At 65.5% G+C, this 25,923-nt stretch carries 27 protein-coding genes; 14 read left to right on the forward strand and 13 right to left on the reverse strand.

What is annotated here, in order from left to right; genetic code table 11:
* The first annotated feature begins 71 nt into the window (after positions 1 to 71).
* Positions 72 to 1,442, forward strand: coding sequence for an aminomethyl-transferring glycine dehydrogenase subunit GcvPA (gene gcvPA / locus HT136_RS14925; protein ID WP_214200593.1), 1,371 nt, complete (start codon positions 72 to 74; stop codon positions 1,440 to 1,442).
* Positions 1,439 to 3,007 carry an aminomethyl-transferring glycine dehydrogenase subunit GcvPB gene (gene gcvPB / locus HT136_RS14930; protein ID WP_214200594.1) on the forward strand — a complete coding sequence of 523 codons (1,569 nt, stop codon included), beginning with the start codon at positions 1,439 to 1,441 and terminating at the stop codon, positions 3,005 to 3,007. Before gcvPA ends, gcvPB begins: the two co-directional genes overlap by 4 nt.
* Before the next feature lie 97 nt (positions 3,008 to 3,104).
* On the opposite strand, the gene HT136_RS14935 is transcribed toward gcvPB, so the two are convergent.
* From HT136_RS14935 to HT136_RS14945, 3 genes are all read right to left on the reverse strand, one after another.
* Entirely contained in the window at positions 3,105 to 3,236 is a 132-nt protein-coding gene (locus HT136_RS14935) for an entericidin A/B family lipoprotein (RefSeq protein WP_214200595.1), read from the reverse strand.
* Positions 3,237 to 3,388: 152 nt separating this feature from the next.
* Positions 3,389 to 3,520: an entericidin A/B family lipoprotein gene (locus HT136_RS14940; protein ID WP_214200596.1), complete on the reverse strand. Its 132-nt coding sequence runs from the start codon at positions 3,518 to 3,520 to the stop codon at positions 3,389 to 3,391.
* A 74-nt stretch (positions 3,521 to 3,594) separates the two neighbouring features.
* Positions 3,595 to 4,581: a DMT family transporter gene (locus HT136_RS14945; RefSeq protein ID WP_343222203.1), complete on the reverse strand. Its 987-nt coding sequence runs from the start codon at positions 4,579 to 4,581 to the stop codon at positions 3,595 to 3,597.
* 43 nt (positions 4,582 to 4,624) lie between these two features.
* On the opposite strand from HT136_RS14945, the gene HT136_RS14950 reads away from it, so the two are divergent.
* A complete protein-coding gene (locus HT136_RS14950) occupies positions 4,625 to 4,831 on the forward strand; it encodes a hypothetical protein (RefSeq protein ID WP_214200597.1) in 207 nt (68 codons plus the stop codon).
* Between the two features lie 43 nt (positions 4,832 to 4,874).
* Here HT136_RS14950 and HT136_RS14955 read toward each other — a convergent pair whose 3' ends face one another.
* On the reverse strand, positions 4,875 to 6,407 hold the full coding sequence (locus HT136_RS14955) for a TadA family conjugal transfer-associated ATPase (protein ID WP_214200598.1): 1,533 nt from the start codon (positions 6,405 to 6,407) through the stop codon (positions 4,875 to 4,877).
* Positions 6,408 to 6,560: 153 nt separating this feature from the next.
* On the opposite strand from HT136_RS14955, the gene HT136_RS14960 reads away from it, so the two are divergent.
* Complete coding sequence (locus tag HT136_RS14960) at positions 6,561 to 6,839, forward strand: HNH endonuclease (RefSeq protein WP_214200599.1); 279 nt, start codon at positions 6,561 to 6,563, stop codon at positions 6,837 to 6,839.
* A 101-nt stretch (positions 6,840 to 6,940) separates the two neighbouring features.
* Here HT136_RS14960 and HT136_RS14965 read toward each other — a convergent pair whose 3' ends face one another.
* From HT136_RS14965 to HT136_RS14990, 6 genes are all read right to left on the reverse strand, one after another.
* A complete protein-coding gene (locus HT136_RS14965) occupies positions 6,941 to 7,198 on the reverse strand; it encodes an ATP synthase F1 subunit epsilon (RefSeq protein ID WP_214200600.1) in 258 nt (85 codons plus the stop codon).
* A gap of 123 nt (positions 7,199 to 7,321) precedes the next feature.
* On the reverse strand, positions 7,322 to 8,779 hold the full coding sequence (gene atpD, locus HT136_RS14970; RefSeq protein WP_214200601.1) for a F0F1 ATP synthase subunit beta: 1,458 nt from the start codon (positions 8,777 to 8,779) through the stop codon (positions 7,322 to 7,324).
* A 25-nt stretch (positions 8,780 to 8,804) separates the two neighbouring features.
* Positions 8,805 to 9,680: a F0F1 ATP synthase subunit gamma gene (locus HT136_RS14975; protein ID WP_214200602.1), complete on the reverse strand. Its 876-nt coding sequence runs from the start codon at positions 9,678 to 9,680 to the stop codon at positions 8,805 to 8,807.
* Positions 9,681 to 9,786: 106 nt separating this feature from the next.
* Positions 9,787 to 11,316: a F0F1 ATP synthase subunit alpha gene (gene atpA / locus HT136_RS14980; protein WP_214200603.1), complete on the reverse strand. Its 1,530-nt coding sequence runs from the start codon at positions 11,314 to 11,316 to the stop codon at positions 9,787 to 9,789.
* A 26-nt stretch (positions 11,317 to 11,342) separates the two neighbouring features.
* On the reverse strand, positions 11,343 to 11,897 hold the full coding sequence (locus HT136_RS14985) for a F0F1 ATP synthase subunit delta (RefSeq protein WP_214200604.1): 555 nt from the start codon (positions 11,895 to 11,897) through the stop codon (positions 11,343 to 11,345).
* A gap of 451 nt (positions 11,898 to 12,348) precedes the next feature.
* Positions 12,349 to 14,526 carry a primosomal protein N' gene (locus tag HT136_RS14990; RefSeq protein ID WP_214200605.1) on the reverse strand — a complete coding sequence of 726 codons (2,178 nt, stop codon included), beginning with the start codon at positions 14,524 to 14,526 and terminating at the stop codon, positions 12,349 to 12,351.
* Between the two features lie 216 nt (positions 14,527 to 14,742).
* Between HT136_RS14990 and HT136_RS14995 the strand changes: the two genes are divergently transcribed.
* The 8 genes from HT136_RS14995 (at position 14,743) to HT136_RS15030 (ending at position 23,233) form a co-directional block, all read left to right on the forward strand.
* Positions 14,743 to 15,594 (forward strand): hypothetical protein, encoded by an 852-nt coding sequence (locus HT136_RS14995; RefSeq protein ID WP_214200606.1) that lies wholly within the window; start codon positions 14,743 to 14,745, stop codon positions 15,592 to 15,594.
* A 197-nt stretch (positions 15,595 to 15,791) separates the two neighbouring features.
* Entirely contained in the window at positions 15,792 to 16,442 is a 651-nt protein-coding gene (fsa, locus tag HT136_RS15000) for a fructose-6-phosphate aldolase (protein WP_214200607.1), read from the forward strand.
* Positions 16,443 to 16,793: 351 nt separating this feature from the next.
* Positions 16,794 to 17,063 carry a hypothetical protein gene (locus HT136_RS15005; RefSeq protein ID WP_214200608.1) on the forward strand — a complete coding sequence of 90 codons (270 nt, stop codon included), beginning with the start codon at positions 16,794 to 16,796 and terminating at the stop codon, positions 17,061 to 17,063.
* Positions 17,064 to 17,230: 167 nt separating this feature from the next.
* Complete coding sequence (gene cobT, locus HT136_RS15010) at positions 17,231 to 19,054, forward strand: cobaltochelatase subunit CobT (RefSeq protein ID WP_214200609.1); 1,824 nt, start codon at positions 17,231 to 17,233, stop codon at positions 19,052 to 19,054.
* Position 19,055: 1 nt separating this feature from the next.
* On the forward strand, positions 19,056 to 19,718 hold the full coding sequence (locus tag HT136_RS15015) for a nitroreductase (protein ID WP_214200610.1): 663 nt from the start codon (positions 19,056 to 19,058) through the stop codon (positions 19,716 to 19,718).
* A gap of 25 nt (positions 19,719 to 19,743) precedes the next feature.
* Positions 19,744 to 20,649: an EamA/RhaT family transporter gene (locus tag HT136_RS15020; RefSeq protein WP_214200611.1), complete on the forward strand. Its 906-nt coding sequence runs from the start codon at positions 19,744 to 19,746 to the stop codon at positions 20,647 to 20,649.
* Between the two features lie 34 nt (positions 20,650 to 20,683).
* Complete coding sequence (gene cysS / locus HT136_RS15025) at positions 20,684 to 22,135, forward strand: cysteine--tRNA ligase (protein ID WP_214200612.1); 1,452 nt, start codon at positions 20,684 to 20,686, stop codon at positions 22,133 to 22,135.
* A 147-nt stretch (positions 22,136 to 22,282) separates the two neighbouring features.
* Complete coding sequence (locus HT136_RS15030) at positions 22,283 to 23,233, forward strand: D-2-hydroxyacid dehydrogenase (RefSeq protein WP_214200613.1); 951 nt, start codon at positions 22,283 to 22,285, stop codon at positions 23,231 to 23,233.
* 55 nt (positions 23,234 to 23,288) lie between these two features.
* Here HT136_RS15030 and HT136_RS15035 read toward each other — a convergent pair whose 3' ends face one another.
* Together HT136_RS15035 and HT136_RS15040 are read right to left on the reverse strand one after the other, a co-directional pair.
* The gene (locus HT136_RS15035) at positions 23,289 to 23,690 is read right to left on the reverse strand and encodes a hypothetical protein (RefSeq protein WP_246543741.1); all 402 of its coding nucleotides are present in this window, start codon (positions 23,688 to 23,690) and stop codon (positions 23,289 to 23,291) included.
* Positions 23,680 to 23,841 (reverse strand): hypothetical protein, encoded by a 162-nt coding sequence (locus HT136_RS15040; protein ID WP_343222204.1) that lies wholly within the window; start codon positions 23,839 to 23,841, stop codon positions 23,680 to 23,682. The genes HT136_RS15035 and HT136_RS15040 overlap by 11 nt, the downstream gene beginning before the upstream one ends.
* A gap of 170 nt (positions 23,842 to 24,011) precedes the next feature.
* Here HT136_RS15040 and HT136_RS15045 point away from each other — a divergent pair, with 170 nt between their 5' ends.
* Together HT136_RS15045 and HT136_RS15050 are read left to right on the forward strand one after the other, a co-directional pair.
* Complete coding sequence (locus tag HT136_RS15045) at positions 24,012 to 24,659, forward strand: LexA family transcriptional regulator (RefSeq protein WP_214200615.1); 648 nt, start codon at positions 24,012 to 24,014, stop codon at positions 24,657 to 24,659.
* A gap of 82 nt (positions 24,660 to 24,741) precedes the next feature.
* Positions 24,742 to 25,422, forward strand: coding sequence for an MBL fold metallo-hydrolase (locus HT136_RS15050; protein WP_281423429.1), 681 nt, complete (start codon positions 24,742 to 24,744; stop codon positions 25,420 to 25,422).
* Positions 25,423 to 25,435: 13 nt separating this feature from the next.
* Here the strand turns inward: HT136_RS15050 and HT136_RS15055 are convergent, their stop codons facing one another.
* Positions 25,436 to 25,828, reverse strand: a complete 393-nt coding sequence (locus tag HT136_RS15055; RefSeq protein WP_214200616.1) for an MAPEG family protein — start codon at positions 25,826 to 25,828, stop codon at positions 25,436 to 25,438.
* Between the last annotated feature and the right edge of the window lie 95 nt (positions 25,829 to 25,923).

Genomic DNA, 25,923 nt, shown 5'->3' on the forward strand with positions numbered 1-25,923 from the left:
CGACGGGCCATTCCCGCGCCGTGGAACCCGGTTCACACGGCGCCTCTCTCCCAGCCAGGATTACAAGCCTGATGCGCTATCTCCCCCTCACTCCGGCCGATCGCTCGAGCATGCTCGAGACCATCGGCGCCAGCTCGGTCGACGAGCTGTTCTGCGACGTGCCCGAAGCGGCGCGCCTTACCGGCCCGATCGAGGGCCTGCCGATGCACGCCAGCGAAATGGCTGTCGAGCGCCACCTCTCGGCGCTCGCCGCGAAGAACCTCAACGCCGGTTCGGCCCCGTTCTTCCTCGGCGCGGGCGCCTATCGCCACCATGTGCCGGCCTCGGTCGACCACCTCATCCAGCGCGGCGAGTTCCTCACCGCCTACACCCCCTACCAGCCCGAAATCGCGCAAGGCACGCTGCAGGTTCTCTTCGAGTTCCAGACGCAAGTCGCCGCGCTGTTCGGCACCGACATCGCCAACGCCTCGATGTACGACGGCTCGACCGCGTGCTGGGAAGCCATCCTCATGGCCGCGCGCGTTACCCGCAAGGGCAAGTCGGTCCTCTCGGGCGGCCTGCACCCGCACTACGGCGAAGTCGTGCGCACGATGGCCAAGTTCACGCGCGACGACATCGTCAGCCTTGCGCCTGAACTGACCGCCGAGGCCGACGACGCTGCGGTGATCGCGGCGATCGACGATGGGACCGCCAGCGTCGTGGTCCAGTACCCCGACATCCTGGGCCGCATTCCCGACCTTGCCGCCATCGCCGAAGCCGCGCACGCCAAGGGTGCGCTGCTGATCGCGGTGGTGACCGAGCCGGTCGCGCTCGGCCTGCTCGAAGCGCCGGGTCACCTTGGTGCCGACATCGTCGTGGGCGAGGGCCAGTCGCTCGGCGTCGGCCTCCAGTTCGGCGGTCCCTACCTCGGGCTCTTTGGCTGCCGCGAAAAGTTCGTGCGCCAGATGCCGGGACGTCTGTGCGGTGAGACCGTCGATGCCGAAGGCAAGCGCGGCTTCGTGCTTACCCTCTCGACCCGCGAGCAGCACATTCGCCGCGAGAAGGCCACGAGCAATATCTGCACGAATTCAGGTCTTTGCGCGCTTGCTTTCAGCATTCACATGAGCCTTCTGGGCGGTGAGGGCCTGAGCCAGCTGGCCGCGATCAACCACGATCGCGCGCAGGCGCTCGTTGCGCGGTTGACGCAGATCCCGGGTGTCTCGGCGCTGTCGGAGGCTTACTTCAACGAAGTGACACTCGTCCTTTCGCGTGACGCGCGCGAAGTGGTGCGCGACCTTGCCGATCGCGGCGTGCTGGGCGGTGTTTCGCTCGGCCGCCTGTTCCCCGAGCTTGACGGCCTGCACAAGGGCCTGCTCGTCACGGCGACCGAGACGGTCACCGATGCGGATATCGAAACCTTCGCCACCGAACTGGCGGCGGTCCTGGAAGGAGTGGCGGCATGAGCGGCGTCAACACGGCGGGCTGGCGCCCGAGCATGAACAGCGCCGAGGGCGGCGTCTCGGTACCCGAAACGCAGAGCGGCGACCATGCGCTGATGCTCGAGGAACCGCTGATCTTCGAACTGGGCTGCGAGGGCCAGACCGGCGTCGATTTCGACGCCCCGGCCAAGGCGGTCTCGCCCGCGCTGGCCAAGTTCCGCCGCAAGGCGGCTCCGGCGGTTCCGGGCCTCAGCGAACCCGAGGCGGTGCGCCACTACACGCGCCTCTCGCGTCAGAACTACGGCATCGACCTCGGCCCGTTCCCGCTCGGCTCGTGCACGATGAAGCACAATCCGCGCCTCAACGAGAAGATGGCGCGTCTGCCCGGCTTCGCCGATGTCCACCCGCTCCAGCCGCAAAAGACGGTCGAAGGCGCGCTCGAGGTAATCGAGCAGCTGGCCGACTGGCTGATCACGCTGACCGGCATGGCCTCGGTGGCGATGAGCCCGAAGGCGGGTGCGCACGGCGAGCTGTGCGGCCTCCTGTGCATCCGCGCCGCGCTCGACGCACGCGGTGAGACGCGCGACGTCGTGCTCGTGCCCGAGAGCGCGCACGGCACCAACCCGGCGACCGCCGCCTTCGCGGGCTTCAAGGTCGAGACCATCCCGGCAACGCCCGAGGGCCGCGTCGATCTCGCCGCGCTCAAGGCCAAGCTGGGCCCGGACGTTGCGGGCGTGATGATCACCAACCCCAACACCTGCGGCCTGTTCGAGCCCGAGATGAAGGCGATTGCCGACGCGGTTCACGCGGCGGGTGGCTACGTCTACTGCGATGGCGCCAACTTCAACGCCATCGTCGGGCGGGTGCGTCCGGGTGACCTGGGCGTCGATGCCATGCACATCAACCTGCACAAGACCTTCTCCACCCCGCACGGTGGTGGCGGTCCGGGTGCGGGTCCGGTGGTGCTGTCCGAGGCGCTCGCGCCTTACGCCCCGCTGCCCTTCGTGGCGCGCGGCGAGGACGGCCACGTGCACCTCGTCGAGGAAGAGAACCGGGGCGAGGGCCACGCGCGCGCTTTCGGCCGCATGGTCGCCTTCCACGGCCAAATGGGCATGTTCACCCGCGCGCTCGCCTATATCCTGAGCCACGGCGCCGATGGCCTCAAGCAAGTGGCCGAGGACGCGGTGCTCAACGCGAACTACGTGCTGCGTAGCCTCGAGGACGTGCTTCAGGCTCCCTTCGGCAAGAGCGGTCCGTGCATGCACGAGGCGTTGTTCAGCGACGCGGGTCTGCCTGAGGGCTTCACCACGCTCGATATCGCCAAGGGCCTGATCGACGAGGGTTTCCACCCGATGACGGTCTACTTCCCGCTGGTGGTCAAGGGCGCGATGCTGATCGAGCCCACCGAAACCGAAAGCAAGCCGGGCCTCGACCGCTTCATCGCCTCGATGCGCAACCTGGCGCAGCGCGCGCGTGAGGAGGATGCGAGCCTGCATTCGGCTCCGCACTTCGCTCCGCGCCGCCGCCTTGACGAGACCCGCGCGGCGCGCAAGCCCGTGCTGGTGTGGAAGGCCGACGCGCGCGCCTGAACCACGCGTCACGCCCAATGAAACACGGCCGCGTCCCCATCCGGGGCGCGGCCGTTTTCATGCTCTTGTCTCTCCCGCGCCGGGCGGGGAAATCCGCTCAGTTGATCGCGCGTTCGCCCGCGCGGCCGACCGATTCCACGTCGCGGCCGAGGCCCTTGACGGTGTTGCAGGCGGCAAGGCTGGCAAGAAGGCCGGTGGCGGCGATAAGGGTGAGGATTTTGCCGGTCATGGCGGGGCGTGTCTTTCCGGTTGATGGGGCGTTGCTTCTAGGACAACGCCCGCATCAAGAAAAGTCGCCCAGCTCGCCTTTCACCGCAGGCTTCGCTCGCCAGCCGTGCCAGCCGCCCGCACTGCAGAACAGTCCGGGCGATAAGCTGTCGATCAGTTGATCGCGTTGTCGCCCGCCTGGCCGACCGATTCGATGTCGCGGCCGGCGCCCTTGACGGTGTTGCACGCGCTCGCGCCGAGCACGAGACCGCTGGCGACGAGAGCAAGAGTGAGCTTCTTGAACATGACTTGGGTATCCTTCCTTCCATCCAGTCCGGCCGCAGGCGGCCGACTTGGAAGGAGAAACTCGCAAGCCCGGATCAGGTTCCGGCCGGCTCCTGCGCCTCGGACGCTTCCTCGAGCGCGCTCGAATCCATGGCAGAGGTCGGCGAAATCCGCTTCGCCAGGACGTGCTCGCGCCACGTGATGATGAGGCCCGCCGCGATGATCAGCGGCGCACCGAGCCAGGTCGTTTGCGGCGGCCAGCTGTCGAAGATGAAAAGGCCGTACGTCGTTGCCCAGATCAGCGAGACGTAGTCGATCACCACGACTGTCGCGACGGGGGCCTGGCGCAGCGAGGCCGCGATGAGGAATTGCCCCAGGGTCCCCGCCAGCCCCAACGCCAGCAGGATAAGATAGGCCACCGGATCGTGCCATTGGGCGTAGAAGGGCAGGAACACGCTGGCTCCCAGAGCGCCGAACATCGCGAACCAGAACACCATCGAGATCGGGGTGTCGGTGCGTGCGAGGCTGCGGATCTGGAAGCTGACGGTGGCGACGATCACGCCGGCACCAAGGCCCGCTGCGACGCCAAGGACGGGCACATTGGCGATTTCGCCGGGGCCCGCGATCACGAGCACGCCTGCGAAGCCCGCGATGACCGCCGTCCAACGCCAGCGCCCGACGTGTTCGCGCAAGATGAGGGCGGTGATGAGGACCGCGAAGAGCGGGGCGGTGAAGCCCAAGGTCGTCGCGACGGGAAGAGGGAGCAGCGTCGATGCGGCGATATTGCAGAACAGCCCGGCGGTGCCCACCGCCGCGCGGCCGAAGTGCGCGAAGGGGCGCCGCGTGCCGAGCTTGCCGACTTGCCCGCTTGCAAGCAGCCAGCCGAGGATGAGCGGTACGCTGATCGCCTGGCGCCAGAACATGAGCTCTGGCATCGAAACCCCGTGCGTGCCGGCGAGCTTGATGAGCATGAACATCGTTGCCAGCGCCAGGGTCGAGCCGAGGCGCAAGGCTATGCCGAGCAAGGGGTTATGCGGGCGATCCGGAGAAGGCGCAGTGTGGCGGGCAGGGGAAGAAGTCACAAGGGTGCTTTAACTCCTGCGCGCTTCGGGGCAAGGGCAGGAGATGGATCCGACCGATCAGTTCATGCTCGTAGCCGGGAGCGCCCTTGCCGTCATTGCGGGAATCGCGAGTCTTGCCGAACGACGGCGGGTCAAGCGCCGCGACCTCGAGCGCGTCGGGTTCATGCCCTGGAACGCGATCTTCTTCGTCTCGTTCCTGGGCGCGGTTCTGCTGATCGGCCTGGGCGGCCGACACTGGTTGACCGGCTGAGCCAAGCGACGTCCGGCCCGCGCAAGCGCGCAGGGGCGGCGGATCAGAGGCAGGCCTCGAGGTAGGCCTGGTCGAAGCCGAACTGGCGCGCCTTCTCGAGCGTGTAGGGGCGCAGGCCCGAGGCGCGGAATTCGCCGACGATCTTGCCGTCGTCGGTCTCGTCGAGATACTCGAACTTGAAGAGCTCTTGCGTCACGATCACGTCGCCCTCCATGCCGATCACTTCGGTGATGTTGGTGGTGCGGCGCGAGCCGTCGCGCAGGCGCTTCACCTGCACGATGATGTCGACCGATTCGGCAATCTGACGGCTGATGGCTTCCTTGGGGATCTTGATGTCGCCCATCAGGATCATGTTTTCCATACGGCCAAGGCATTCGCGCGGAGAGTTGGCGTGAAGCGTGCACATCGATCCGTCGTGGCCGGTGTTCATCGCGGCGAGCAGATCGAAGCACTCCGCGCCGCGGATTTCGCCCAGGATAATGCGGTCCGGGCGCATGCGCAGCGCGTTCTTGACGAGATCGCCGATGGTGATTGCGCCCTGGCCCTCGAGGTTGGGGGGGCGGGTTTCGAGCGGCAGCCAGTGCGGCTGCTGCAGGCGAAGTTCGGCGGCGTCCTCGATGGTGAGCACGCGCTCGCCGGGGTCGATCATCTTGGAGAGCGCGTTCAGCATCGTCGTCTTGCCCGAACCGGTACCGCCCGAGATGACGATGTTCATGCGGCATGCGCCCGCGATCTTGAGTGCGGTCGCCATCTTGTCGCTCATCGAGCCGAAGTCCTTGAGCATGTCGATGGTGATCGGCTTCTCGGAGAACTTACGAATGGAGATTGCGGTGCCGCGCAGCGAGAGCGGGGGCACGATGACGTTGACGCGGCTGCCATCCTTGAGACGGGCGTCGGCCAGCGGCGTGGTCTGGTCGACGCGGCGGCCGACCTGGTTCACGATGCGCTGGGCGATCTGGAACAGGTGCTGCTCGTCGCGGAACTTGGTGCTGGCGAGCTGCAGCTTGCCCTTCTTTTCGATGTAGGTCTGGTTGGGGCCGTTGACCATGATGTCCGAGACATCGGGATCGTTGAGCAGTTCCTCGAGCGGCCCGAAGCCAAGCAGTTCGTCGATCAGAACCTTTTCAAGAGCGAACTGCTCGCGCCGGTTGAAGGTGATCTTCAGTTCGGCAAGCACTTCGATGATGATCGGGCGGAATTCTTCGGAAAGCTCGTCCTTGGTGAGCGTCGCGGCGGCTTCGGGATCGACGCGCTCGAGCAGGCGCGGGAGCACCTGTTCCTTGATCTTGTGGATCGAGGCTTCGAAGCTGTCCTGCTCCTGGTTCTCGTGGACGGCGTTGGCGCGATCGGCAAGGCGCGTCATCGCGTCCTCGCGCAGGGCCTGCGCGCTGACCGCCTTGTCGGCGGAAGGGGCGGCGGGGAAGGGCTCGCCGCCGGGAATCGGCGCCGAGCCGGGGCCAGGTGCGGCCTTGTCGAGCCCGGTTGGGCCACCCTTGAGCGGCTTGGCCACACCGAAGGCCGGGCGCGCGCCCTGACCCATGCCGCCAACTCCACTGCGCCGCCCGAATGCCGTCATCTTATGGTCAACCCTAGCCGTACCCGGCCTCGGGGCCGGGCGATTTCTTCATCTCGAATCCGAGATTAAGGTTGAAACTTTGATAACTCCCTAATGGCGCGGACAGCGCGGGAGCCCTTCGCAAGGCCACTGCGATGGCCTAAAGTGCTGAAAATGGATGACCTTGAACACACGTGCTGGCTCTGCGGGCGCGCGCTCGGGCGCAAGGTGGAATGGCACCATCCGGTACCAAAAAGCCGGGGAGGGCGGGCGACCGAGCCCGTCCATCCGATCTGCCATCGCACTTTGCACGCGAGCTTCACCAACGTGCAGCTCGCCCAGTTCGGTGGTGATGCGGCGCTTCTGCGCGCACGTCCCGAGCTGGCGCGGTTCCTGACATGGATTGCGGGCAAGCCACCCGATTTCCACGCGCCCACGCACCGCAAGCGTTGACGGGGGCAAGGCGGGCTCCAGACGGCAAAAGGGCGCCGACGGCCCAGCCGCGACGCCCTTTTGTCAAAATCCAGCGCGGGATGCGCGGGGCAGCGAGCCGGTCAGCTCCCGACGTGTTCAGCCAGCACGGTCAGGCCCTTATCGCCGACTTCGGCGAAGCCGCCCGAGATCACGATCTCTTCGGGAATGCCGTTCTCGGTCTTGTAGACCTTGAGTGCGCCATCGGCGACGGTCGACATGAAGGGGGCGTGACCGGCAAGAACACCGAACTCACCTTCGGTGCCGGGGACGACGACCATGTGGACGTCTTCCGAGCGGACCAGCTTGGCCGGCGTCACGAGTTCGAAATGCAGTGCCATGTTCGGTTTCCTTGAACTTGGAAGAGTGCCCCGTGCCCGCAACGATAGCGGCCGGGGCGTGCCTTCGGGAATGGGCCGGGTGCTCCTCCCTCGCGAGAGGGGCGCACCCGGACACCAAATTCCTTAGGCGTCTTCAGCCAGCTTCTTGGCCTTGGCAACCGCTTCCTCGATGCCACCGACCATGTAGAAGGCGGCTTCGGGCAGGTGGTCGTATTCGCCTTCGACGACGGCCTTGAACGACTTCACGGTGTCTTCGAGCTGGACGAACTTGCCCGAGATGCCGGTGAAGACCTCGGCGACGTGGAACGGCTGCGAGAGGAAGCGCTGGATCTTGCGGGCGCGCGCAACGGTCAGCTTGTCCTCTTCCGAGAGCTCGTCCATGCCGAGAATGGCGATGATGTCCTGCAGCGACTTGTACTTCTGCAGGATTTCCTGGACGGCGCGGGCGGTCTCGTAGTGCTCGGTGCCGACAACGCGCGGTTCGAGAACGCGGCTGGTCGAGTCGAGCGGGTCAACGGCGGGGTAGATGCCGAGCTCCGAGATCGCACGGTTCAGCGTGGTCGTCGCGTCGAGGTGGGCGAACGAGGCAGCCGGGGCCGGGTCGGTAAGGTCGTCCGCGGGAACGTAGATGGCCTGGACCGAGGTGATCGAACCCTTGGTGGTCGAGGTGATGCGCTCCTGCAGCTGGCCCATGTCGGTCGACAGGGTCGGCTGATAGCCCACGGCCGAGGGAATACGGCCGAGCAGGGCCGACACTTCGGCGCCCGCCTGGGTGAAGCGGAAGATGTTGTCGACGAAGAACAGGACGTCCTGGCCTTCCTGATCGCGGAAGTACTCGGCCATGGTCAGGCCCGAGAGCGCGACGCGGGCACGGGCGCCCGGGGGCTCGTTCATCTGGCCGAACACGAGCGCAACCTTCGAACCGTCCGAGGTGGCGTTGCCTTCGGCGTCCTTGGCGATAACGCCGGCATCGAGGAACTCGTGGTAGAGGTCGTTACCTTCACGGGTACGTTCACCGACGCCCGCGAAGACCGAGACGCCGCCGTGGCCCTTGGCGATGTTGTTGATCAGTTCCTGGATGAGCACGGTCTTGCCCACGCCCGCGCCGCCGAACAGGCCGATCTTGCCGCCCTTGGCGTAAGGCGCGAGAAGGTCGATGACCTTGATGCCGGTGACGAGGATCGCCGCGTCGGTCGACTGGTCGATGAACGGGGGAGCCTCGGCGTGGATCGGGGCGTGCATGTCCGAACCGATCGGGCCGCGCTCGTCGATGGGCTCGCCCACGACGTTCATGATGCGGCCGAGCGTCTTGGGGCCCACGGGCACCGAGATCTGCTTGCCGGTCGAGGTCACGTCCTGGCCGCGGGTCAGGCCGTCGGTGCCGTCCATGGCGATCGTGCGAACGGTGTTCTCACCCAGGTGCTGGGCAACTTCGAGCACCAGCTTCTGACCGTTGTTGTAGGTCTCGAGCGCGGTGAGGATGGGGGGCAGTTCGCCTTCGAAGATGACGTCGACGACGGCGCCGATGACCTGGCTGATCTTGCCGGCGGTGGTCTGGTTGTACACGGGTGCAGTGGCCATGTTAGGTTTCCTTGCCTGCGATGTCTTAGAGCGCTTCCGCGCCCGCGATGATTTCGACGAGTTCGGTGGTGATCGCGGCCTGGCGGCTGCGGTTGTACTGGATCGTCAGCTTCTGGATCAGGTCGCCCGCGTTGCGCGTGGCGTTGTCCATGGCCGTCATCGACGCACCCTGTTCGGATGCGGCGTTCTCCAGCAGGGCACCGAAGATCTGGGTCTTGAGGTAGCGCGGCAGCAGCGCGGCGAGGATTTCCTCCTCTTCCGGCTCATACTCGGTGACCGCGTCGGCAGCGGCGGGCGCGGCCGTTGGAGCGGGAACGGGGATGATCTGCTGGCCGGTGGGCTCCTGGACCAGCGCCGAGCGGAACTTGGCGTAGAACAGGTGCGCGATGTCGAAGGTGCCCTTGTCGTAGAGGGCGACCAGTTCGTCGGCGATCTGTTCGGCTTCGTTGAAGCCCGGTTCGCGCACGCCGGTCGTGTCGAACTCGTGCACGATCTGCTTGGGGAATTCGCGCTTGATCACCGCGCGGCCCTTGCGGCCCACGAGGTAGAACAGCACGGTCTTGCCCTCGGCCTCGAGCTTGCGGGCCTTGATCAGCGCCGCCTTCACGATGTTCGAGTTGAACGCGCCGCACAGGCCCTTGTCCGAGTTGGCGACGACGAGGAGATGAACCTGGTCGCTGCCGGTCCCGGCGAGGAGCTTGGGGCTGTTCTCGCTGATCGTGATCTTGCTCGCGAGCGAGCCCATCACTTCGGCGAGGCGTGCGGCATAGGGGCGCGCCTGTTCGGCGGCTTCCTGAGCCTTGCGCAGCTTTGCGGCCGCGACCATCTGCTTGGCCTTGGTGATCTTCTGGGTCGACTTGACCGAGTTGATACGGCCCTTGAGTTCCTTGAGCGATGCCACTCAATTTTCTCCATTCGTCATCCCGGACGAGGCCGGGATCGTGTGCGTCCCGGGCTTGCGCCCGGGCCGGGTGCGGCCCCGGCTTGCACCGGGGCGACGCAAAGGCTCAGGCGAAGGTCTTGGCGAACGTGTCGAGCGCGGCGACGGTCTTGTCCTTGATCTCGCCTTCGAACTTCTTGCTCTCGCGGATCTCGGCCAGGACGCCGGCGTGCTCCGAGCGCATGTAGCCGAGCATCTCGGCTTCGTAGCGCACCACGTCGCCCACCGCGATCGTGTCGAGGTAGCCGTTGGTGCCCGCGAAGATCGAGACGGTCTGCTCTTCGAAGGGCAGCGGCGAGAACTGGGGCTGCTTGAGCAGCTCGGTCAGGCGCGCACCGCGGTTGAGCAGCTTCTGGGTCGAGGCGTCGAGGTCCGAGCCGAACTGCGCGAAGGCCGCCATTTCACGGTACTGCGCGAGCTCGAGCTTGATCGAGCCGGCCACCTTCTTCATCGCCTTGGTCTGGGCCGAACCGCCCACGCGGCTGACCGAGAGGCCGACGTTGATGGCCGGACGCACGCCCTGGTAGAACAGGCCGGTCTCGAGGAAGATCTGGCCGTCGGTGATCGAGATCACGTTGGTCGGGATGTAGGCCGAGACGTCGCCCGCCTGGGTCTCGATGATCGGCAGTGCGGTCAGCGAGCCCGAACCGTTCTCGTCGTTCAGCTTCGCAGCGCGCTCGAGGAGACGGCTGTGGAGGTAGAACACGTCGCCGGGGTAGGCTTCGCGGCCCGGGGGACGGCGAAGGAGCAGCGACATCTGGCGGTAGGCGACGGCCTGCTTGGAAAGGTCGTCGTACACGATCACGGCGTGCATGCCGTTGTCGCGGAAGAACTCGCCCATCGCGGCGCCGGTGTAGGGCGCGAGGTACTGCAGCGGAGCGGGCTCCGACGCGGTCGCGGCGACGACGATCGAGTATTCCATCGCGCCGTTCTCTTCGAGCTGGCGCACGATCTGGGCGACGGTCGAACGCTTCTGGCCGACGGCGACGTAGATGCAGTAAAGCTTCTTGCCTTCGTCGTCGCTCTGGTTCGGACCCTTCTGGTTGATGAAGGTGTCGATCGCGACGGCGGTCTTGCCGGTCTGGCGGTCACCGATGATCAGTTCGCGCTGGCCACGGCCGACGGGGACGAGGGCGTCGATCGCCTTGAGGCCGGTCTGCACGGGCTCGTGCACCGACTTGCGCGGGATGATGCCGGGAGCCTTGGTCTCGACACGGCGGCGCTCGGTGTAAATGATCGGGCCCTTGCCGTCGATCGGGTTGCCGAGTGCGTCGACCACGCGGCCGAGCAGGCCCTTGCCGGTCGGCACGTCGACGATGGTGCCGGTGCGCTTGACGGTGTCGCCTTCCTTGATCTCGGCGTCCGAGCCGAAGATCACGACGCCGACGTTGTCGGCTTCGAGGTTGAGGGCCATGCCCTGAACGCCGTTGGCGAATTCGACCATTTCGCCGGCCTGGCACTTGTCGAGGCCATGAATGCGGGCAATGCCGTCACCGACCGAGAGCACCTTGCCGACTTCCGAAACCTGGGCTTCGGTGCCGAAGTTGGCGATCTGGTCCTTGATGACCTTCGAGATTTCTGCTGCGCGGATATCCATTGCGTTTAGTTCCTCTTGGGCCTTTCTCAGCCCTTCATGGCCTGGGCGAGCGAATTGAGACGGGTGCGGATCGAGCTGTCAATGCGCTTCGAGCCGATGGTGACGACGAGGCCACCGAGCAGGTCCGGATCGACGCTCGTCGTGATCTTGACGTTGCGGCCTTCGCGCGCTTCGAGCTTCTGGCGAAGCTGTTCGACCTGGGTTTCGTCGAGCGCATGGGCCGAGGTGACTTCGGCGGTCGCCTCGCCACGCTCGGCGGCGGCGATGGCACGGAAGGCACGGATGATTTCGGGAAGCGCGGCCAGGCGACGGTTTTCCGCCAGCACGCCCAGGAAGTTCTTGGTCAACGGCGAGAGGCCGAGCACGTCGGCAACGGCTTCGACGGCCTTGCCGGTAGCTGCACGGCTGACTTCGGGGTTGCGAATCAGGCTGGCCAGATCTTCGCTCGCGGCGATCGCCACGCCGGTCTTGTCGAGATCGCTTTCGACTGTCGTTACGGTGCCGTTCTCGCTGGCAAGTTCGAACAGCGCCGAAGCGTACCGTCCTTGCAAGCTGGCCTTGATTCCGCCGGAGTTCTCCACGCGTGTCCTATCCTTACATCGGGTGGGCTGAGACACTTTGGGGAAACCTGAAAGAGCAAGTCCCCCCGGCCTGCAGACGGGGCGCGCATAGCGGCGATAATGCGACTATGCAAGGTGCCCCGATGCCCTTGCTGACGATCAATTGGGAACTTAGCCGCAAATCGCGCGCGGCGGTAGCGTTCACAGTATTGTCGCAGCGATGCGTTAGGCTCGCCTTGGACTAATAGACGATCGCAAGCTGAAATTCGTGATTTCGCTTAGGAATTACACGGATGCTCGTGATCGTGAGGTTCGGTAGGACGGTTCTCAGCTGCGATAGTCTGCCTTGCGTCTGAAGCGCAGGGCCGGCTTTTGGGCCATCGGTTAAAGTTGTTCACGCCTGCGGCTTGTTCTTTTGTCCAAGCTTCCGGTTCGCTGTCCACAGCCCTGTCGCCGCGCATGGGGAAAGGGGCTAGACGAAGCTGTAGGGATCGACGTCGACGTGGACGCGCACCCCGCGCGGGAACTGGAGCGGCGAGAGCCAGGCGCGCACGATCTTCTGGAGCTCGGCCGAGCGCCTTGCGTTGATCAACAGGCGAAAGCGGTGGCGTCCGCGCAGCAGCGAGAGTGGGGCGGGGGCTGGGCCGAGCACGAGCATGTCGGGCAAGTCGGGCGCGGTGCCACCGATCGCGCGGGCCGCGTCGCGCGCTTCGGCAAGGTCTTCGGACGAGACGATGATCGCCGCCCAGCGGCCGAACGGCGGGGCGCCGGCATCCCGGCGGGCCTCGGTTTCGGCGGTGTAGAAGGCGTCGCGGTCGCCTGCGGCAAGTGCGGCGATCACCGGGGCTTCGGGGTGGCGGGTCTGGATCAGCACTTCGCCCGGCTTCTCGCCGCGTCCGGCGCGGCCCGCAACCTGGGCGACCTGCTGGTAGGTGCGCTCGGCCGCGCGCAAGTCGCCGCCCTCGAGGCCAAGGTCGGCGTCGATCACGCCGACGAGGGTCAGGTCGGGGAAGTGGTAGCCCTTGGTGACCAGCTGGGTGCCGACGATCACGTCGATGGCCTTGCCTTCGGCCTTCTCGACGAATTCGGCGATCGCCTCGGGCGTGTTCATCGTGTCGGAGGTGACGAGCGCCACGCGCGCCTCGGGGAAGAGTTCGGCCACTTCGTCGGCGATGCGCTCCACGCCCGGGCCGCAGGCAACGAGGCAATCGTTCGCGCCGCATTCGGGGCAGGCTTCGGGCACCGGCTCCTCGTGCCCGCAATGGTGGCAGGCCAGGCGCCGCGAGAAGCGGTGCTCGACCAGCCAGGCGGTGCAGTGCTTGCACTGGAAGCGATGGCCGCAGTTGCGGCACAAGGTGAGCGGGGCATAGCCGCGCCGGTTGAGAAAGAGCAGCGACTGCTCGCCGCGCTCCAGGCGCAGTTTCATCTGCTCCACCAGTGGCCCGGCGATCCAGCGGCCCCGGTCGGGTACGTCCTTGCGCAAGTCGAGGATCTGGATATCGGGCAGCTGTGCACCGCCGAAGCGGGCGGGCAGCTCGATCTTGCGGTAGATCCCGGCTTCGGCCAGCTGCATCGATTCCAGCGCGGGCGTGGCGCTGGCGAGGATTACCGGCGCCTTCTCGAAGCGGGCGCGGATGACGGCGACATCGCGCGCGTTGTAGCGCACGCCCTCGTCCTGTTTGAAGGAGACTTCGTGCGCTTCGTCGACGATGATGAGGCCGAGGCGCGCGTAAGGCAGGAACAGCGCCGAGCGCGCGCCGACCACCACTTGCGCGCCGCCGTTCGCCGGTCCCTTGACGATCGCGCGCCAGGCCCGGCGTCGTTCGCTCGACTTGAGCGAGGAGTGCCACTGGATCGGGGCAACCCCGAAGCGGTCCTCGAAACGGCGCAGGAAATTCTCGGTAAGCGCGATCTCGGGCAGGAGCACGAGCACTTGCTTGTTGGCTGCGATCGCGGCGGCGACCGCTTCGAAATAGGTTTCGGTCTTGCCCGATCCGGTGACCCCGTCGAGGAGGAAGGGGGCGAAGGCATCGGCGTTGACAGCCTCGACGAACGTGTCGGCCGCGCGGCGCTGGTCGTCGCTGAGCGCGGGGGCGTTGTGGTTTGGATTGGCCGCAGGGTAGGGCCGGTCGAGGTCGACGGTGACGGGTTCGAGCAGGCCGGCGCCGACCATGCCGCGCAGCACCCCCTCGGAAACCGAAGCCAGTTCGGCCAGTTCGCGGATCGAGGCCTGTTCGTGTTGCAGCGCGTCCATCGCGGCGGCGCGCTGCGGGGTCAGGCGGCTCGGTTCGAGGCCGGTCAGGCGGTACTCGGTTGTCGTCCCGCCACCGCGCAGCGCTGCCATCGAGCCTAGCGCCATGCGAGCGACCGAGGAGAGCGAGGCGCAGTAGTAGTCGGCGGTCCACTCGATCAGGCGGCGCAGTTCGCTCTTGAGTGGAGGGACGGGAAGCGCCTCCAGCAGGCCTCGCAGCTTCTCGGCGGGCACGTCCTGCGCCTCCAAGCGTTCGGGCTCCCAGACGATGCCGAGCACCTGGCGCGGGCCAAGCGGGGCGATCACCACCGATCCCGGCTCGACCTGCATCCCCTCGGGGACCCGGTAGTCGAGGATGCCGAGCGCGGCGTTGAAGACAATGAGGCGGACGCGGTTCATGGCCGGGCCGTATTGGCATCCCGGGTCGCGGACGTGAAGGCGCGGGGGCTTCGATCTTGGGGATCAATGGTTTCGCGCTCGTACCGGCCGAGCAATGGTCCGGCTCTGTGTGCACGGTGCAACACAGTGGCAAAGCCCTGCAAAAGACGCGGAACACGGGTGTTACGTCAGCCCATTAAGACCTCCGGCTCGCAGAATGGCAGGAGATTTGCGGGCATGCGGGTGGGATCGAGCGGGCGCGAACGGAGCATGGGGCTTGGTGCAGCCGCCCGCCGGCCAACCCGGATATGGGCGACGGCGCCGGTGGTGTCGCTGTTCGTGGTCGCATTGTCGGGCTGCATGACCCTGCTTCATTCCGACGAAGCCATGCGCGAGCGCGTCGAACGCAACGCCGAAGCGCAGGACCATCCCGATACACCTGTCGCCACCAAGGAACTGGTGCCGGTGCTCCCCGAACGCAAGGCCGTCCCGCTCGATCCGGTGCCTGTCGCCAAGGCCGCTCACGCCGAGGCAGCCACGCGCGCGCAAGGCGCGGCTTTCGGGCAGGATTATGCGCATAGTGCCGGGCCCAAGGGGCGCAAGTTGCTGCGCGCTTCGGTCGACCAGGCCTTCGTCGCCCTGCACAAGGACGGCGAAGCCGCGATCGGGTCGGAGGTGGTCAAACACCCCGAAGCCCTGCCGGCCGGAGTGACCTCGGCGGCGCTCCAACGTGCGCTGCGCCATAGCGAATTTGCGGTGGCGCTCGGGATGGAGTCGTTTCTCGGCGAAGCGGCGAGCGAGGTCCCGATGAAGTTCGGCGCGCAGAGATACAAAGGGCAGATGCCGATTACCGAGTTCTTCCACCGCACGCTTGGAAGCGCCTCGTTCAACACGGTGGAATCGCGGCTCTACGGTGCGCTGGCGGAGAGCCGCGATCCCGAGATCGCGCGCTACCTGCAGGGCCTCGATCGGGCCGGACGCGAGGCGCTGGTGGTGCAGATGGCGCACGTCGTCGACGACATGATCTGGAGGAAGGTGACGCACTCGGAGTTGGCCTTGCGCCACGGGACGAGCGTCGCGCTCGATTGAAGGCGGCGGCCGCCGGTGATCGCGGGGCCCGGCATGCATGGTCTTTCAAGGCCTAGCCGAGGTGGGGCGCGGGGCCTATAGGGACGGCAGATTCGCCGAATCCACAGGCCCACCGTGCCCGTGGCACGAACCGACGAGCGGAAGCGCGCAGCGCGCGACCGACGCGGTGCCACGGCCCAGTCAGGATTACTCGTCCCATGAAATTCTTCGTCGACACCGCTGAAATCGCCGACATCAAGGAACTGGCCGACACCGGTCTGCTCGATGGCGTGACCACCAACCCCTCGCTCATCGCCAAGTCGGGCCGTGACTTTATGGAGGTCACCAAGGAAATTTGCGCCATCGTCGATGGACCGGTGAGCGCCGAAGTCATTTCTCTCGACCACGCGGGCATGATGCGCGAGGCCGAAATCCTGCGCAAGATCGCCGACAATGTCTGCATCAAGGTGCCGCTCACCGTCGACGGCCTCAAGACCTGCAAGGCCCTGACGAGCGATGGCACCAAGGTCAACGTGACCCTGTGCTTCTCGGCCAATCAGGCGCTGCTCGCCGCCAAGGCCGGTGCCTCGTTCATCTCGCCGTTCATCGGCCGTCATGACGACAACGGCTTCGATGGCATTCAGCTCATCGAAGACATCCGCATCATTTATGACAATTACGCCTACGAGACCGAAATTCTCGCGGCGTCGATCCGTCATCCGATCCACTTGCTCCAGTGCGCCAAGATCGGCGCCGACGTCGCCACGATGCCGCCCAAGGTGATCCTGGGTCTGTTCAAGCATATCCTCACCGACAAGGGTATCGAGGGTTTCCTGGCCGATTGGGCCAAGACCGGTCAGACGCTTTGAACTTCAGGCTTGAGTGCGAATTGTATTGCGCTCACTGATTAATACTAAAAAACGCCGCAGGAGTTCGATTGTATACTCTTCTGCGGCGTTTTTTATTTGGGGATTTTGGAATTGTCGGATGATGCAGTTGTAAATCTGCAACAGTCATTTGTGCGGTCGTTCCTTTAAAATTTTGAAATGGTGGGCTTTTGGTTTTTACAGGCCGAGTTGCTCCGATTGTGAACCATTTTCTCCCAAACAACCCCGATTCCGGCACCTGCAAGCTGTGGTAGTCTGTTCCACGGACCTTCGGTTGATTCGAAGAATCCGAAGACTCCACCGTCTGTCTTGCTTCCGGTTTGGGAGAATTAAATGGCTCGAGTTATTGAAGCCTACGTTGACGAACGAGGACATCTTCATACCTCCGCGTCGACGGCGATCGTCGCCGATATCGCCGCCATACTCGGGCGAGTGGGGGACGAAGGTGGCCTGACCAGCGGTGTTGCTGCGCTGATCCTCGAAAAGCGCGAGGCCATCGAAAAGGCCTTCGCCGATTTCGATCGCCTAACCGCCAACGGTGGAGAGGTGATCGACGCCTCCGACCGTCTTCGCTGGCATGCGAGCGCCGACAAGCGCCTCTGACGCACGGCGCGTTCGAATTGCGGGGTTGGCAGTCCCGAAGCGGGCTTATTTGTTTCGTGTCCGTGCCGTTCTTCGTCGTGCGTGAGTCTCGCCACGGAGCGAATCCAAAGGTTTGTCCGCGCGAAGCCGTTTGAGGCCCGGCGCTGGATGCGCTAGCTGTCATGATTATGTCCGACGAATCCCCTGCAGATCGCTTCAAGTCCGCCCTTGCCGTCGCCTCGCGCGCCATTGCGAAGGACGATGCGATCGAGGTCAACTGGACGGCCGACAGCCCCAGTTCCTCCGGCTCCCTGTTCCGCATCCCCATGCCCGGCCGCAACGTTCCGCTCGAGGCGGCGATGCGCGCGCGCGGCGACGCCGACCGTTTCGCGCTTCGCCTGCGTTACCACAACGACAAGGCGCACATGCGCGAGGCGCCCAGCGAGCCGGTCGCACGCGCATGCTACGATGCGGTGGAGGCGGTGCGCTACGAGGCGCTGGGCAGCAACGCCTATGCGGGAATGCGCGCAAATCTTGCCGCGGCGATGGATGCGCGCATCGCGACCGATCCCATTGCCCGCGCCGAAGCGCCCGACGAAGTGCCGATTGCGACCGCGCTTTCACTGCTCCTGCGTGAACGCCTGACGGGGGAGGACATTCCCGAGGTTGCCCGTCTCGGCGTCGACATGGTGCGCAACTGGATCGAGAGCAAGGCAGCGTCCGATTTCGACGCGCTTGCAGGTTCGATCGAGGACCAGGCCGCGTTCCAGTCGCTCTCGCTCGACATGCTCCAGCATCTCGAGCTGACCCGCATGGAACCGACGGATGTCCCGCCCGAGGACACCGACGATCTCGACGGCGATGAGGAGACCGAGGAAGACCAGCAGGGCGACGATGCCGGGGAAGAGCCGCAACCCTCCGAAATGGCGGCCGAGCCCCAGATGGGCGAGAACGAGGGCGAAAGCGACGCCGAGGGTGACGCTTCGGACGACATGGAGGAAGGCCAGGAAGGTGACGAGGGCGAGGAGGGCATGATGCCCGTGCGCCCCAACCGCGCCTGGACCGACATTCCCGCCGATTTCGACTACGCGGTGTTCACCGAGGCCTTCGACGAGGTGGTGAGCGCCTCGGACTTGTGCGACGAGGCCGAACTGACGCGTCTGCGCGCCTATCTGGACGCGCAGCTCAAGGGCTTGCAGGGCGTCGTCACGCGCTTGGCCAACCGCATGCAGCGCCGCCTCATGGCGCAGCAGAACCGCTCCTGGGACTTCGATCAGGAGGAAGGAATGCTCGATGCCGCGCGCCTTGCCCGCGTGGTCGTCTCGCCCGGCCAGTCGCTCTCCTACAAGATCGAGCGCGACGTCGAATTCAAGGACACCGTGGTCACGCTGCTGCTCGACAACTCGGGCTCGATGCGTGGAAGGCCGATCTCGATCGCGGCGATCAGCGCCGACGTGATGGCGCGAACGCTGGAGCGCTGCGGGGTGAAGGTCGAGATCCTCGGCTTCACGACGCGCGCCTGGAAGGGCGGACAGAGCCGCGAGAACTGGCTTGCCAACGGCAAGCCGGCGCACCCCGGCCGCCTCAACGACCTGCGGCACATCATCTACAAGAAGGCCGACGAGCCCTGGCGCCGCGCGCGCAAGAACCTGGGCCTGATGATGCGCGAGGGCCTGCTCAAGGAGAACATCGACGGCGAGGCGCTGCTCTGGGCGCACGAGCGCCTGCTGGCCCGTCCGGAAGACCGCCGCATCCTGATGGTCATTTCCGACGGTGCGCCGGTCGACGATTCGACGCTCTCGGTGAACTCGGCGGGCTACCTCGAGGCGCACTTGCGCCGGGTCATCGAGTGGATCGAGAGCAAGTCTCCGATCCAGCTCGTCGCCATCGGCATCGGCCACGATGTCACGCGCTACTATCGGCGCGCGGTGACGATCATGGACGCTGAACAACTGGGCGGCACGATGATCGAGCAGCTCGCCGGACTGTTCGAGGACGAAAAGAAGAAATAGCATGAACGTGACCGAGGCCGTCCTCAGCCGCCGTTCGATCCGCACCTATAGCGAGGAACCGGTCAGGCTCGAGGTCCTTCGCCGGGTGCTCGATACTGCGCGAATGGCGCCTTCGGGCTGCAACTTCCAGCCCTGGGAGGCAACCGTGCTGACTGGCGCGCCGCTGGCCGCGCTCCAGGCCAGGATGCTGGCGAGCGCACCGCAGGACCCGATCGAATACAGCTACTCCGAACCACAGAAGTCCGAAGTCTATCTCCCGCGTCTCCGGAGTCTGGGGGCTGCAATGTATGGCGCGATGGGGATCGCGCGCGCGGACAAGGCAGCGCGGGCGGCCTTCGCCGAGGCCAATGTGCGCTCTTTCGGGGCACCGGTCCTGCTGCTCGTCCACATCGATCGTCTCCACGCCGCGCCGCAGTGGGCCGACGTGGGCATGTGGCTCCAGACGATCATGCTTCTTTTGCGCGAGGAAGGGCTCGATTCCTGCCCGCAGGAGTGGATGAGCGACTACGGTCGTCTCATCAAGGATCACATCGGTGTGAGCGACGAGACGCACATCCTTTTTTGCGGCCTCGCCATCGGGCACGGCGATCGCGAGGCCCCGGTCAACACCTTCGCGCGCGAGCGCGTGCCGCTGGACGAACAGGTCCGCTTCGACGGCTTCTGACCGTCCGTTTGAAGGCATTGAAATCATGATCGAGACGTACCTGTGGGTGCCGTTCACACTGGCGGCAGCGCTGGCGCAAGTCTTTCGCAACGCGTTCCAGTCGCGCCTTGCTGGCCGGATCGGCACGGCGGGCGGCACGCAGGTCCGCTTCGTCTACGGCCTTCCTTTCGGCGCCGCGCTGCTCGCGCTCTTCGTGGGTGTGACCGGGCAGGCCATTCCCACCATTCCGGCTGGTGCCTGGGGCTGGGCGGCGCTGGGCGGCGTGCTCCAGATCGCCGCCACGGCGCTGATGCTGGTGGTCATGGCCAAGCGCGACTTCGGCGTTGCCTATGCCTACATCAAGACCGAACCGGTGACAGTGGCCGTGCTCGGGCTCGTGCTGATCGGAGACCAGCTTGCGCCGCTCGGCTGGTTCGCGGTGATGGTGGTGACCGTGGGTGTGGTCCTCGCCTCGCTCAAGCCCGATCACGGGGCCGGAGCGCTCGCCGACTGGAAGTCGTTGCTGGTGGGGGTGACGAGCGGGGCGCTTTTCGGGCTCACCGCGATCTGCTTTCGCGCCTCGATCGGCGCGGTCGGCGAGGGCACCTTCATGATGCGCAGCCTGCTGATCCTGGTCGCCTCGCTGGGCATCCAGACCCTGGTCATGGCAGTCTGGTTCGTCGTTCGTGACGCGCGGGCCTTCACCCAGTCCTTGCGCGAGTGGCGCCTCAGCGTGCCCGCAGGCGCGCTGGGGGCGCTCGCCTCGGCGGGCTGGTTCATCGCCTTTTCGCTGACCATGGCGGCGAACGTGCGCACGCTGGCGCTGATCGAGATGCCGGTTGTCGCGCTCGTCTCGCGCTATATGTCGGGGCGCTGGCTCACCTCGCGCGAATGGGCAGGCTTCATCCTGATCACGATTGGTGTCAGCGTACTGATGATCGCGCACGCTTGACTGTACGCGTCGCCTGCCTAATGCCGCTGGCATCATGACCGATCTTCCCGCACTTACGCTGTTCAACAGCCTGACCCGCCAGTTGGAACCCTTCCAGCCCGTCCACGCCGGCGAGGCGAAGGTCTATACCTGCGGGCCGACGGTCTACAATTACCCGCATATCGGCAACATGCGCGCCTATGTCTTCGCGGACATCCTCGGGCGAACGCTCAGCCATCGCGGCCTCAAGCTCACCCACGTCATCAACATCACCGACGTCGGCCACCTGACCGACGATGGCGATGCGGGCGAGGACAAGATGGAGAAGATGGCGGCGCAAAAGGCCCAGTCGATCTGGGACATTGCCCGCCACTACACCGAGGCCTACTGGGCGGACATTCAGGCGCTGAACATTCGCCAGCCCGCGCATTGGTCGATCGCGACAGATTATGTCGAGCAGATGATCGACTTCGCGAAGGAAATCGCGCCCAAGCATTGCTACGAACTCGAGAGCGGGCTTTACTTCGACGTTTCGACCGTGGCCGATTACGGTCGGCTTGCGCGTGCCGTCACCGAAGAGGGTGAGGGGCGCATCGAGGCGGTCGAGGGCAAGCGCAACGCGGCCGATTTCGCGATCTGGCGCAAGACGCCCGCAGGCGAGACGCGCCAGATGGAATGGGATTCGCCCTGGGGCAAGGGGGCGCCTGGCTGGCACCTGGAATGCTCGGTCATGTCGGGCAAGCTGCTGGGCTTTCCGTTCGACATTCACACCGGCGGCATCGATCACCGTGAGATCCACCACCCCAACGAGATCGCGCAGAATCAGGCGTTCTGCTGCACCAACGGTCTCGACGTGCCCGCCAATTCGGGCGCGAAGGTGTGGATGCACAACAATTTTCTGGTCGAACGCTCGGGCAAGATGAGCAAGTCCTCGGGAGAGTTCCTGCGCCTTCAGTTGCTCATCGACAAGGGCTACCACCCGCTCGGCTACCGCATGATGTGCCTTCAGGCGCATTATCGCTCGGAACTGGAGTTTTCCTGGGATGGGCTCGGCGCGGCGCTCACGCGCCTCAAGCGCATGATCATGGCGGCCGAACGGCTCACGGACGTGCCGGCCGGCGAACCCGTGCATCCCAAGCTCGCGCCCATGATCGAGACGTTCGAGAAGGCGCTCGCCGAGGACCTCAACACCCCCGTCGCATTGACTGCGCTCGAGGATGTGCTGGCGGCCAAGAAGGTCGACCCTTCCGCCAAGCGGGCGGTGGTGGAGATGATGGACGCGGTCTTCGGACTTGGCCTGTTCGAGACCGGGCGGGAAGACTTGCGCCTGCGCCCGGTTTCGGTCGCGATCGACGAAGCGGAGATCGAGGCGGTGCTCGAGCGGCGCAAGCAGGCCCGGATCGAAAAGGATTTCGCCACCTCCGACACGCTGCGCGACGATCTCGCGGCAAAGGGTGTCGAGGTCATGGACGGCGATCCGCTCGGCTGGGAATGGAAGTTGGCCTGAACGCCCGGCCGGGATGGCGCGTTGCCTGGGCCGGTTCGCCCCGGACGCTGACCGGCATGCAGAAAACGCGCTTGAAACCGGTGCGCATCGGGTTCGTTATCGGAGGCAAGACCTTTTGCCTGCCACCGCCAGCCCGATGGATGATCCGTGACCCGCGCTCTCGTACATGCCCGTTTCCGCCCCTTTCTCGAAGCTGACGTGCCCGAAGGGGCCGAACTGGTCTGGTACGAGGATGCAGACCAGTTTCGCGACACGGTTTCGACGTGCCCAGTGGTCTGGCCCGACGTCACGATCAAGGCCGCCGCACGCGAAGGGCTTGCCAAGGCGATAGGGGCGGGCAGCGGCCTTGCCTGGTGCAGCGTAATGTCGTCGGGAGTGGACTGGCTGCCGCTCGATCGCCTGGCTAGAGGGGGAATCGCGCTGACCAACGGAGCCGGGCTTCACGCGCACAGCGTGGCGGAGTTCGCCGTGCTTGGCATGCTCTCGCTCAACAAGAAATGGCGCACGATCCTGCGTGCGCAGGATCGGGGGGAGTGGCTCGTGCAGCCTCCGGGGCGCGAGGAACTTCTCGATGCGCGGGTGCTCGTGATCGGCGCTGGTGAGATCGGGCAGCGCCTTCGCGCGATTCTCGAAGCGTTCGATGCAAAGGTCACTCTGGCCCGGCGTACGGCGCAAGGGAGCGACCTTGGTGAGGACCAATGGCGCGCCGTTCTGGGCGAATTCGATTGGGTGGTGCTCGTCGTGCCCTCGACGCTTGAGACCAGGAGCATGTTCGGAGCCGAGGAACTTGCGGCGATGAAGCCCGGAGCCGGGCTCGTGAACATCGCGCGGGGCAATGTCGTGGTGCAGGAGGCGCTCGTCGCGGCGCTTTCCTCGGGGCATCTGGGCAAGGCCTATCTCGACGTCACCGATCCCGAACCGTTGCCCGAGGGGCACCCGCTCTGGGGGTTCGATAACGTCGAGATCTCCATGCATTGTGCGGGGCTGGCCCAGGATAGCCTGCTGCGCCGCGCGGCGGCCCGCTTCGCCGGTAACCTTGCAAGGTTCATCGCGGGCGAACCGCTGATGCATCAGGTGGACTACGCAAGGGGCTATTGAGACGGGCCACAGGCCCGTGCACCCGGTGAAGCCCGCGCCCTGGCGCCCGATTACCTCAGACGTCTTCGAGTAGGAGCATCTCGATCTCGAGGCTCATCTGCGGCTCGGGCCCATTGACGTGCTCGATGCCGCGAAGTGTCGAATCGGCCACGAGATGGCCGGCGATCGCGAATTCGTGTTCGGGCAGCGCCTCCACGAAAGCCTCGCCGTCGACCAGCGCGTCCTCTCCGGTGAAGGAGAGGGCGATGGTGTGGCGCGCGCCGGAGAAGGTTGCGCTCGCCCAGGGACGTTCGCCATGGCGCAGGAATTCGGCCCGGGGACCGGCCAGTTGCAGCACTTGCGTGACGATCTGAAGCCAGGGGCCCCGGCGTGCACCGGTGCGGGTCCGGGCAGGGCCCTCGTTCTTGACGGGGAGCGTGGCGGGCTTGGCGGCAGGGTTAACGAGATCAACGAACATGGATGGTGTTCTCCGCAGTGGCGGCAAGATAGCCGGTCATGAAGCCTTCGATGCGCTTGGTCATTGCCGCGCGCGGTTCGCGCCCATTGCGCAAGTCGCTTACCAGCCGTGGATCGCCCACGGACAGGCGGCCGAACTTGGTCCGCGACATCCGGGTCGTCCGGAGAAAGCGTTCGATCTGGCAGATCAACATGAAGGGCTCTTCCCTTTCTTCTTCGAGGTGGGGGGATTGCTTGGCGAAATTCCTTAACTGATGTTCATGCTATGTTCCTTTTCAAATCCTACTTGTCTAGGAAAAATCCTTCGGCTATGGATTACATTATGGCAAGCGATCCCGTCCGCACCCGACTTCTCGAACTGGCCGAGGCGCGCGGTGCGAGCCTTTCCGCGCTTTCGCGGATGCTCGGCAAGAACCCTAGCTATCTTCAGCAGTTCATCCGGAAGGGCAGCCCGCGCAAGCTGGAAGAAGTCGACCGAGCGGCGCTGGCGCGTTTCTTTCGCGTGAGCGAGCAGGAGCTTGGTCGGCCGGAGGAATTTTCCTTACCCGGGAGCGGCAAGGGCGATTCCGATTGGGTCGCCGTTCCACGCCTCTCGCTCGGAGCCTCGGCGGGGCCGGGTGCCGTGGATTCGCAGGAGGTCGCGTTCGATTCGCTGCGCTTTTCCGCGCGCTGGTTGCGCGCGATGGGCTTGCGTGCCGATCGTCTCGCGGTGATCGAGGTGCGGGGCGACTCGATGGAGCCGACCTTGCGCGACGGCGACGAGATTTTGGTCGATCGCGAGACGCGCCGACTTCAAGACGGGATTTGCGTTGTGCGGCTCGACGATGTCGTGCTGGTCAAGCGCGTCGAGATGGGGCGCTCGGGCCGGGTCTACCTGCGCAGCGACAACCCGGCCTACCGCCTGATCGAATGCGCCATCACGGACCTGTCGGTGATCGGCCGAGTGGTCTGGAAGGGCGGGCGCATCTGATTCGCGCTTGGTGCATGCGTCCAGGTCGCGTCAGGTCGGGGCATGGTTGCATTCGCGGGGCGGGCGAGTCATGTCGGCAGGCATGACCGAAACGACCCAGCCCATGCGCGTCGGGATCATTCCCGTTACGCCGCTCCAGCAGAACTGCTCGCTCCTGTGGTGCACCAAGACGATGCGTGGCGCGCTCGTCGATCCCGGTGGCGAATTGCCCAAGCTCAAGCAGGCCCTCGAAAGCACGGGCGTCACGCTCGAGAAGATTCTCGTGACCCACGGCCATCTCGACCATTGCGGTCAGGCGGGCGTCCTCGCCAAGGAGATGGGCGTGCCGATCGAAGGGCCGCACGAAGACGATCGCTTCTGGATCGCGCAGCTTGATGATGACGGTCCGCGCTGGAACATGGAGGCGCACACCTTCGAGCCCGATCGCTGGCTCGAAAACGGCGATACCGTGACGGTGGGCGAGCTCGTGCTCGACGTCGTCCACTGCCCCGGGCACACGCCGGGGCACGTCGTGTTCCACCACGCGCCGAGCCGTTTTGCGATGGTCGGCGACGTGCTGTTCCAGAACGGGATCGGTCGTTGGGACTTTCCGCGCGGCAATTTGGAGGATCTCGTCAATTCGATCACCCAGCGGCTCTGGCCGCTGGGCAACGACGTGACGTTCGTTCCCGGCCATGGGCCGGTCAGCACTTTCGGCGACGAGCGCAGGACCAATCCTTACGTGAGTGACGCGGCGCTCGCGCGGGGTTTGCCGATGAGTTGAGCGGCCAGGCGCCTCAGAAGCGCCCGAGCGCGATCAGCACGGCGACGACTGCGAGGCCGAGCGAGATCAGCAGGCCGATGCCGAACCCGCCGGCGCGCAGCGGATTGATCGTCGTGCGATCCATCCCGAATCCATGCGCGATGCGGGCGACCATGTAGACCCCGCCCGCCAGCGCCAGCCAGGTGCCGCCCTTGCCGGTCAGTTCAATCGCTGCGACCAGCAGCAGAAGGAACGGCGTGTTCTCGATGAAATTGGCCTGTGCGCGCATGCGCTGCATGAGCAAGGGGTTGTCGCCGTCACCATGCAGGATGTGCTCCTTGCCCCGGATCTGGCCGATGCGAAGCCCCAGCCAGAGGTTTACCAGCACGGCGCAGGCGCATAGACAAAGGGTGGTTGGAAGTATCATGGGTCCAATCGATCTCCTGAAGTCATCAACTTTACCCGATGATGACGAACGGCTTGCAACTCTCGCGAAATAGGGTATAGGCCCGCCTTCGCAAG

Origin of the sequence: Novosphingobium profundi (assembly GCF_018491765.1) — a bacterium.
Lineage (GTDB): Bacteria > Pseudomonadota > Alphaproteobacteria > Sphingomonadales > Sphingomonadaceae > Novosphingobium > Novosphingobium profundi.

Excerpts from the sequence above, each read along its gene's own strand:
- HT136_RS15045 (WP_214200615.1), top strand. The coding sequence starts at position 24,012 with ATGGCAAGCGATCCCGTCCGCACCCGACTTCTCGAACTGGCCGAGGCG.
- HT136_RS14990 (WP_214200605.1), bottom strand. The coding sequence starts at position 14,526 with ATGAACCGCGTCCGCCTCATTGTCTTCAACGCCGCGCTCGGCATCCTC.
- HT136_RS15020 (WP_214200611.1), top strand. The coding sequence starts at position 19,744 with ATGATCGAGACGTACCTGTGGGTGCCGTTCACACTGGCGGCAGCGCTG.
- HT136_RS14995 (WP_214200606.1), top strand. The coding sequence starts at position 14,743 with ATGCGGGTGGGATCGAGCGGGCGCGAACGGAGCATGGGGCTTGGTGCA.
- HT136_RS15050 (WP_281423429.1), top strand. The coding sequence starts at position 24,742 with ATGACCGAAACGACCCAGCCCATGCGCGTCGGGATCATTCCCGTTACG.
- HT136_RS14935 (WP_214200595.1), bottom strand. The coding sequence starts at position 3,236 with ATGACCGGCAAAATCCTCACCCTTATCGCCGCCACCGGCCTTCTTGCC.
- atpD (WP_214200601.1), bottom strand. The coding sequence starts at position 8,779 with ATGGCCACTGCACCCGTGTACAACCAGACCACCGCCGGCAAGATCAGC.
- HT136_RS14960 (WP_214200599.1), top strand. The coding sequence starts at position 6,561 with ATGGATGACCTTGAACACACGTGCTGGCTCTGCGGGCGCGCGCTCGGG.
- HT136_RS14955 (WP_214200598.1), bottom strand. The coding sequence starts at position 6,407 with ATGACGGCATTCGGGCGGCGCAGTGGAGTTGGCGGCATGGGTCAGGGC.
- HT136_RS15035 (WP_246543741.1), bottom strand. The coding sequence starts at position 23,690 with ATGTTCGTTGATCTCGTTAACCCTGCCGCCAAGCCCGCCACGCTCCCC.
- HT136_RS14965 (WP_214200600.1), bottom strand. The coding sequence starts at position 7,198 with ATGGCACTGCATTTCGAACTCGTGACGCCGGCCAAGCTGGTCCGCTCG.
- gcvPA (WP_214200593.1), top strand. The coding sequence starts at position 72 with ATGCGCTATCTCCCCCTCACTCCGGCCGATCGCTCGAGCATGCTCGAG.
- HT136_RS14950 (WP_214200597.1), top strand. The coding sequence starts at position 4,625 with ATGGATCCGACCGATCAGTTCATGCTCGTAGCCGGGAGCGCCCTTGCC.
- cobT (WP_214200609.1), top strand. The coding sequence starts at position 17,231 with ATGTCCGACGAATCCCCTGCAGATCGCTTCAAGTCCGCCCTTGCCGTC.
- gcvPB (WP_214200594.1), top strand. The coding sequence starts at position 1,439 with ATGAGCGGCGTCAACACGGCGGGCTGGCGCCCGAGCATGAACAGCGCC.
- HT136_RS15055 (WP_214200616.1), bottom strand. The coding sequence starts at position 25,828 with ATGATACTTCCAACCACCCTTTGTCTATGCGCCTGCGCCGTGCTGGTA.
- cysS (WP_214200612.1), top strand. The coding sequence starts at position 20,684 with ATGACCGATCTTCCCGCACTTACGCTGTTCAACAGCCTGACCCGCCAG.
- HT136_RS15015 (WP_214200610.1), top strand. The coding sequence starts at position 19,056 with ATGAACGTGACCGAGGCCGTCCTCAGCCGCCGTTCGATCCGCACCTAT.
- HT136_RS14940 (WP_214200596.1), bottom strand. The coding sequence starts at position 3,520 with ATGTTCAAGAAGCTCACTCTTGCTCTCGTCGCCAGCGGTCTCGTGCTC.
- atpA (WP_214200603.1), bottom strand. The coding sequence starts at position 11,316 with ATGGATATCCGCGCAGCAGAAATCTCGAAGGTCATCAAGGACCAGATC.
- HT136_RS15040 (WP_343222204.1), bottom strand. The coding sequence starts at position 23,841 with ATGTCGCGGACCAAGTTCGGCCGCCTGTCCGTGGGCGATCCACGGCTG.
- HT136_RS15005 (WP_214200608.1), top strand. The coding sequence starts at position 16,794 with ATGGCTCGAGTTATTGAAGCCTACGTTGACGAACGAGGACATCTTCAT.
- fsa (WP_214200607.1), top strand. The coding sequence starts at position 15,792 with ATGAAATTCTTCGTCGACACCGCTGAAATCGCCGACATCAAGGAACTG.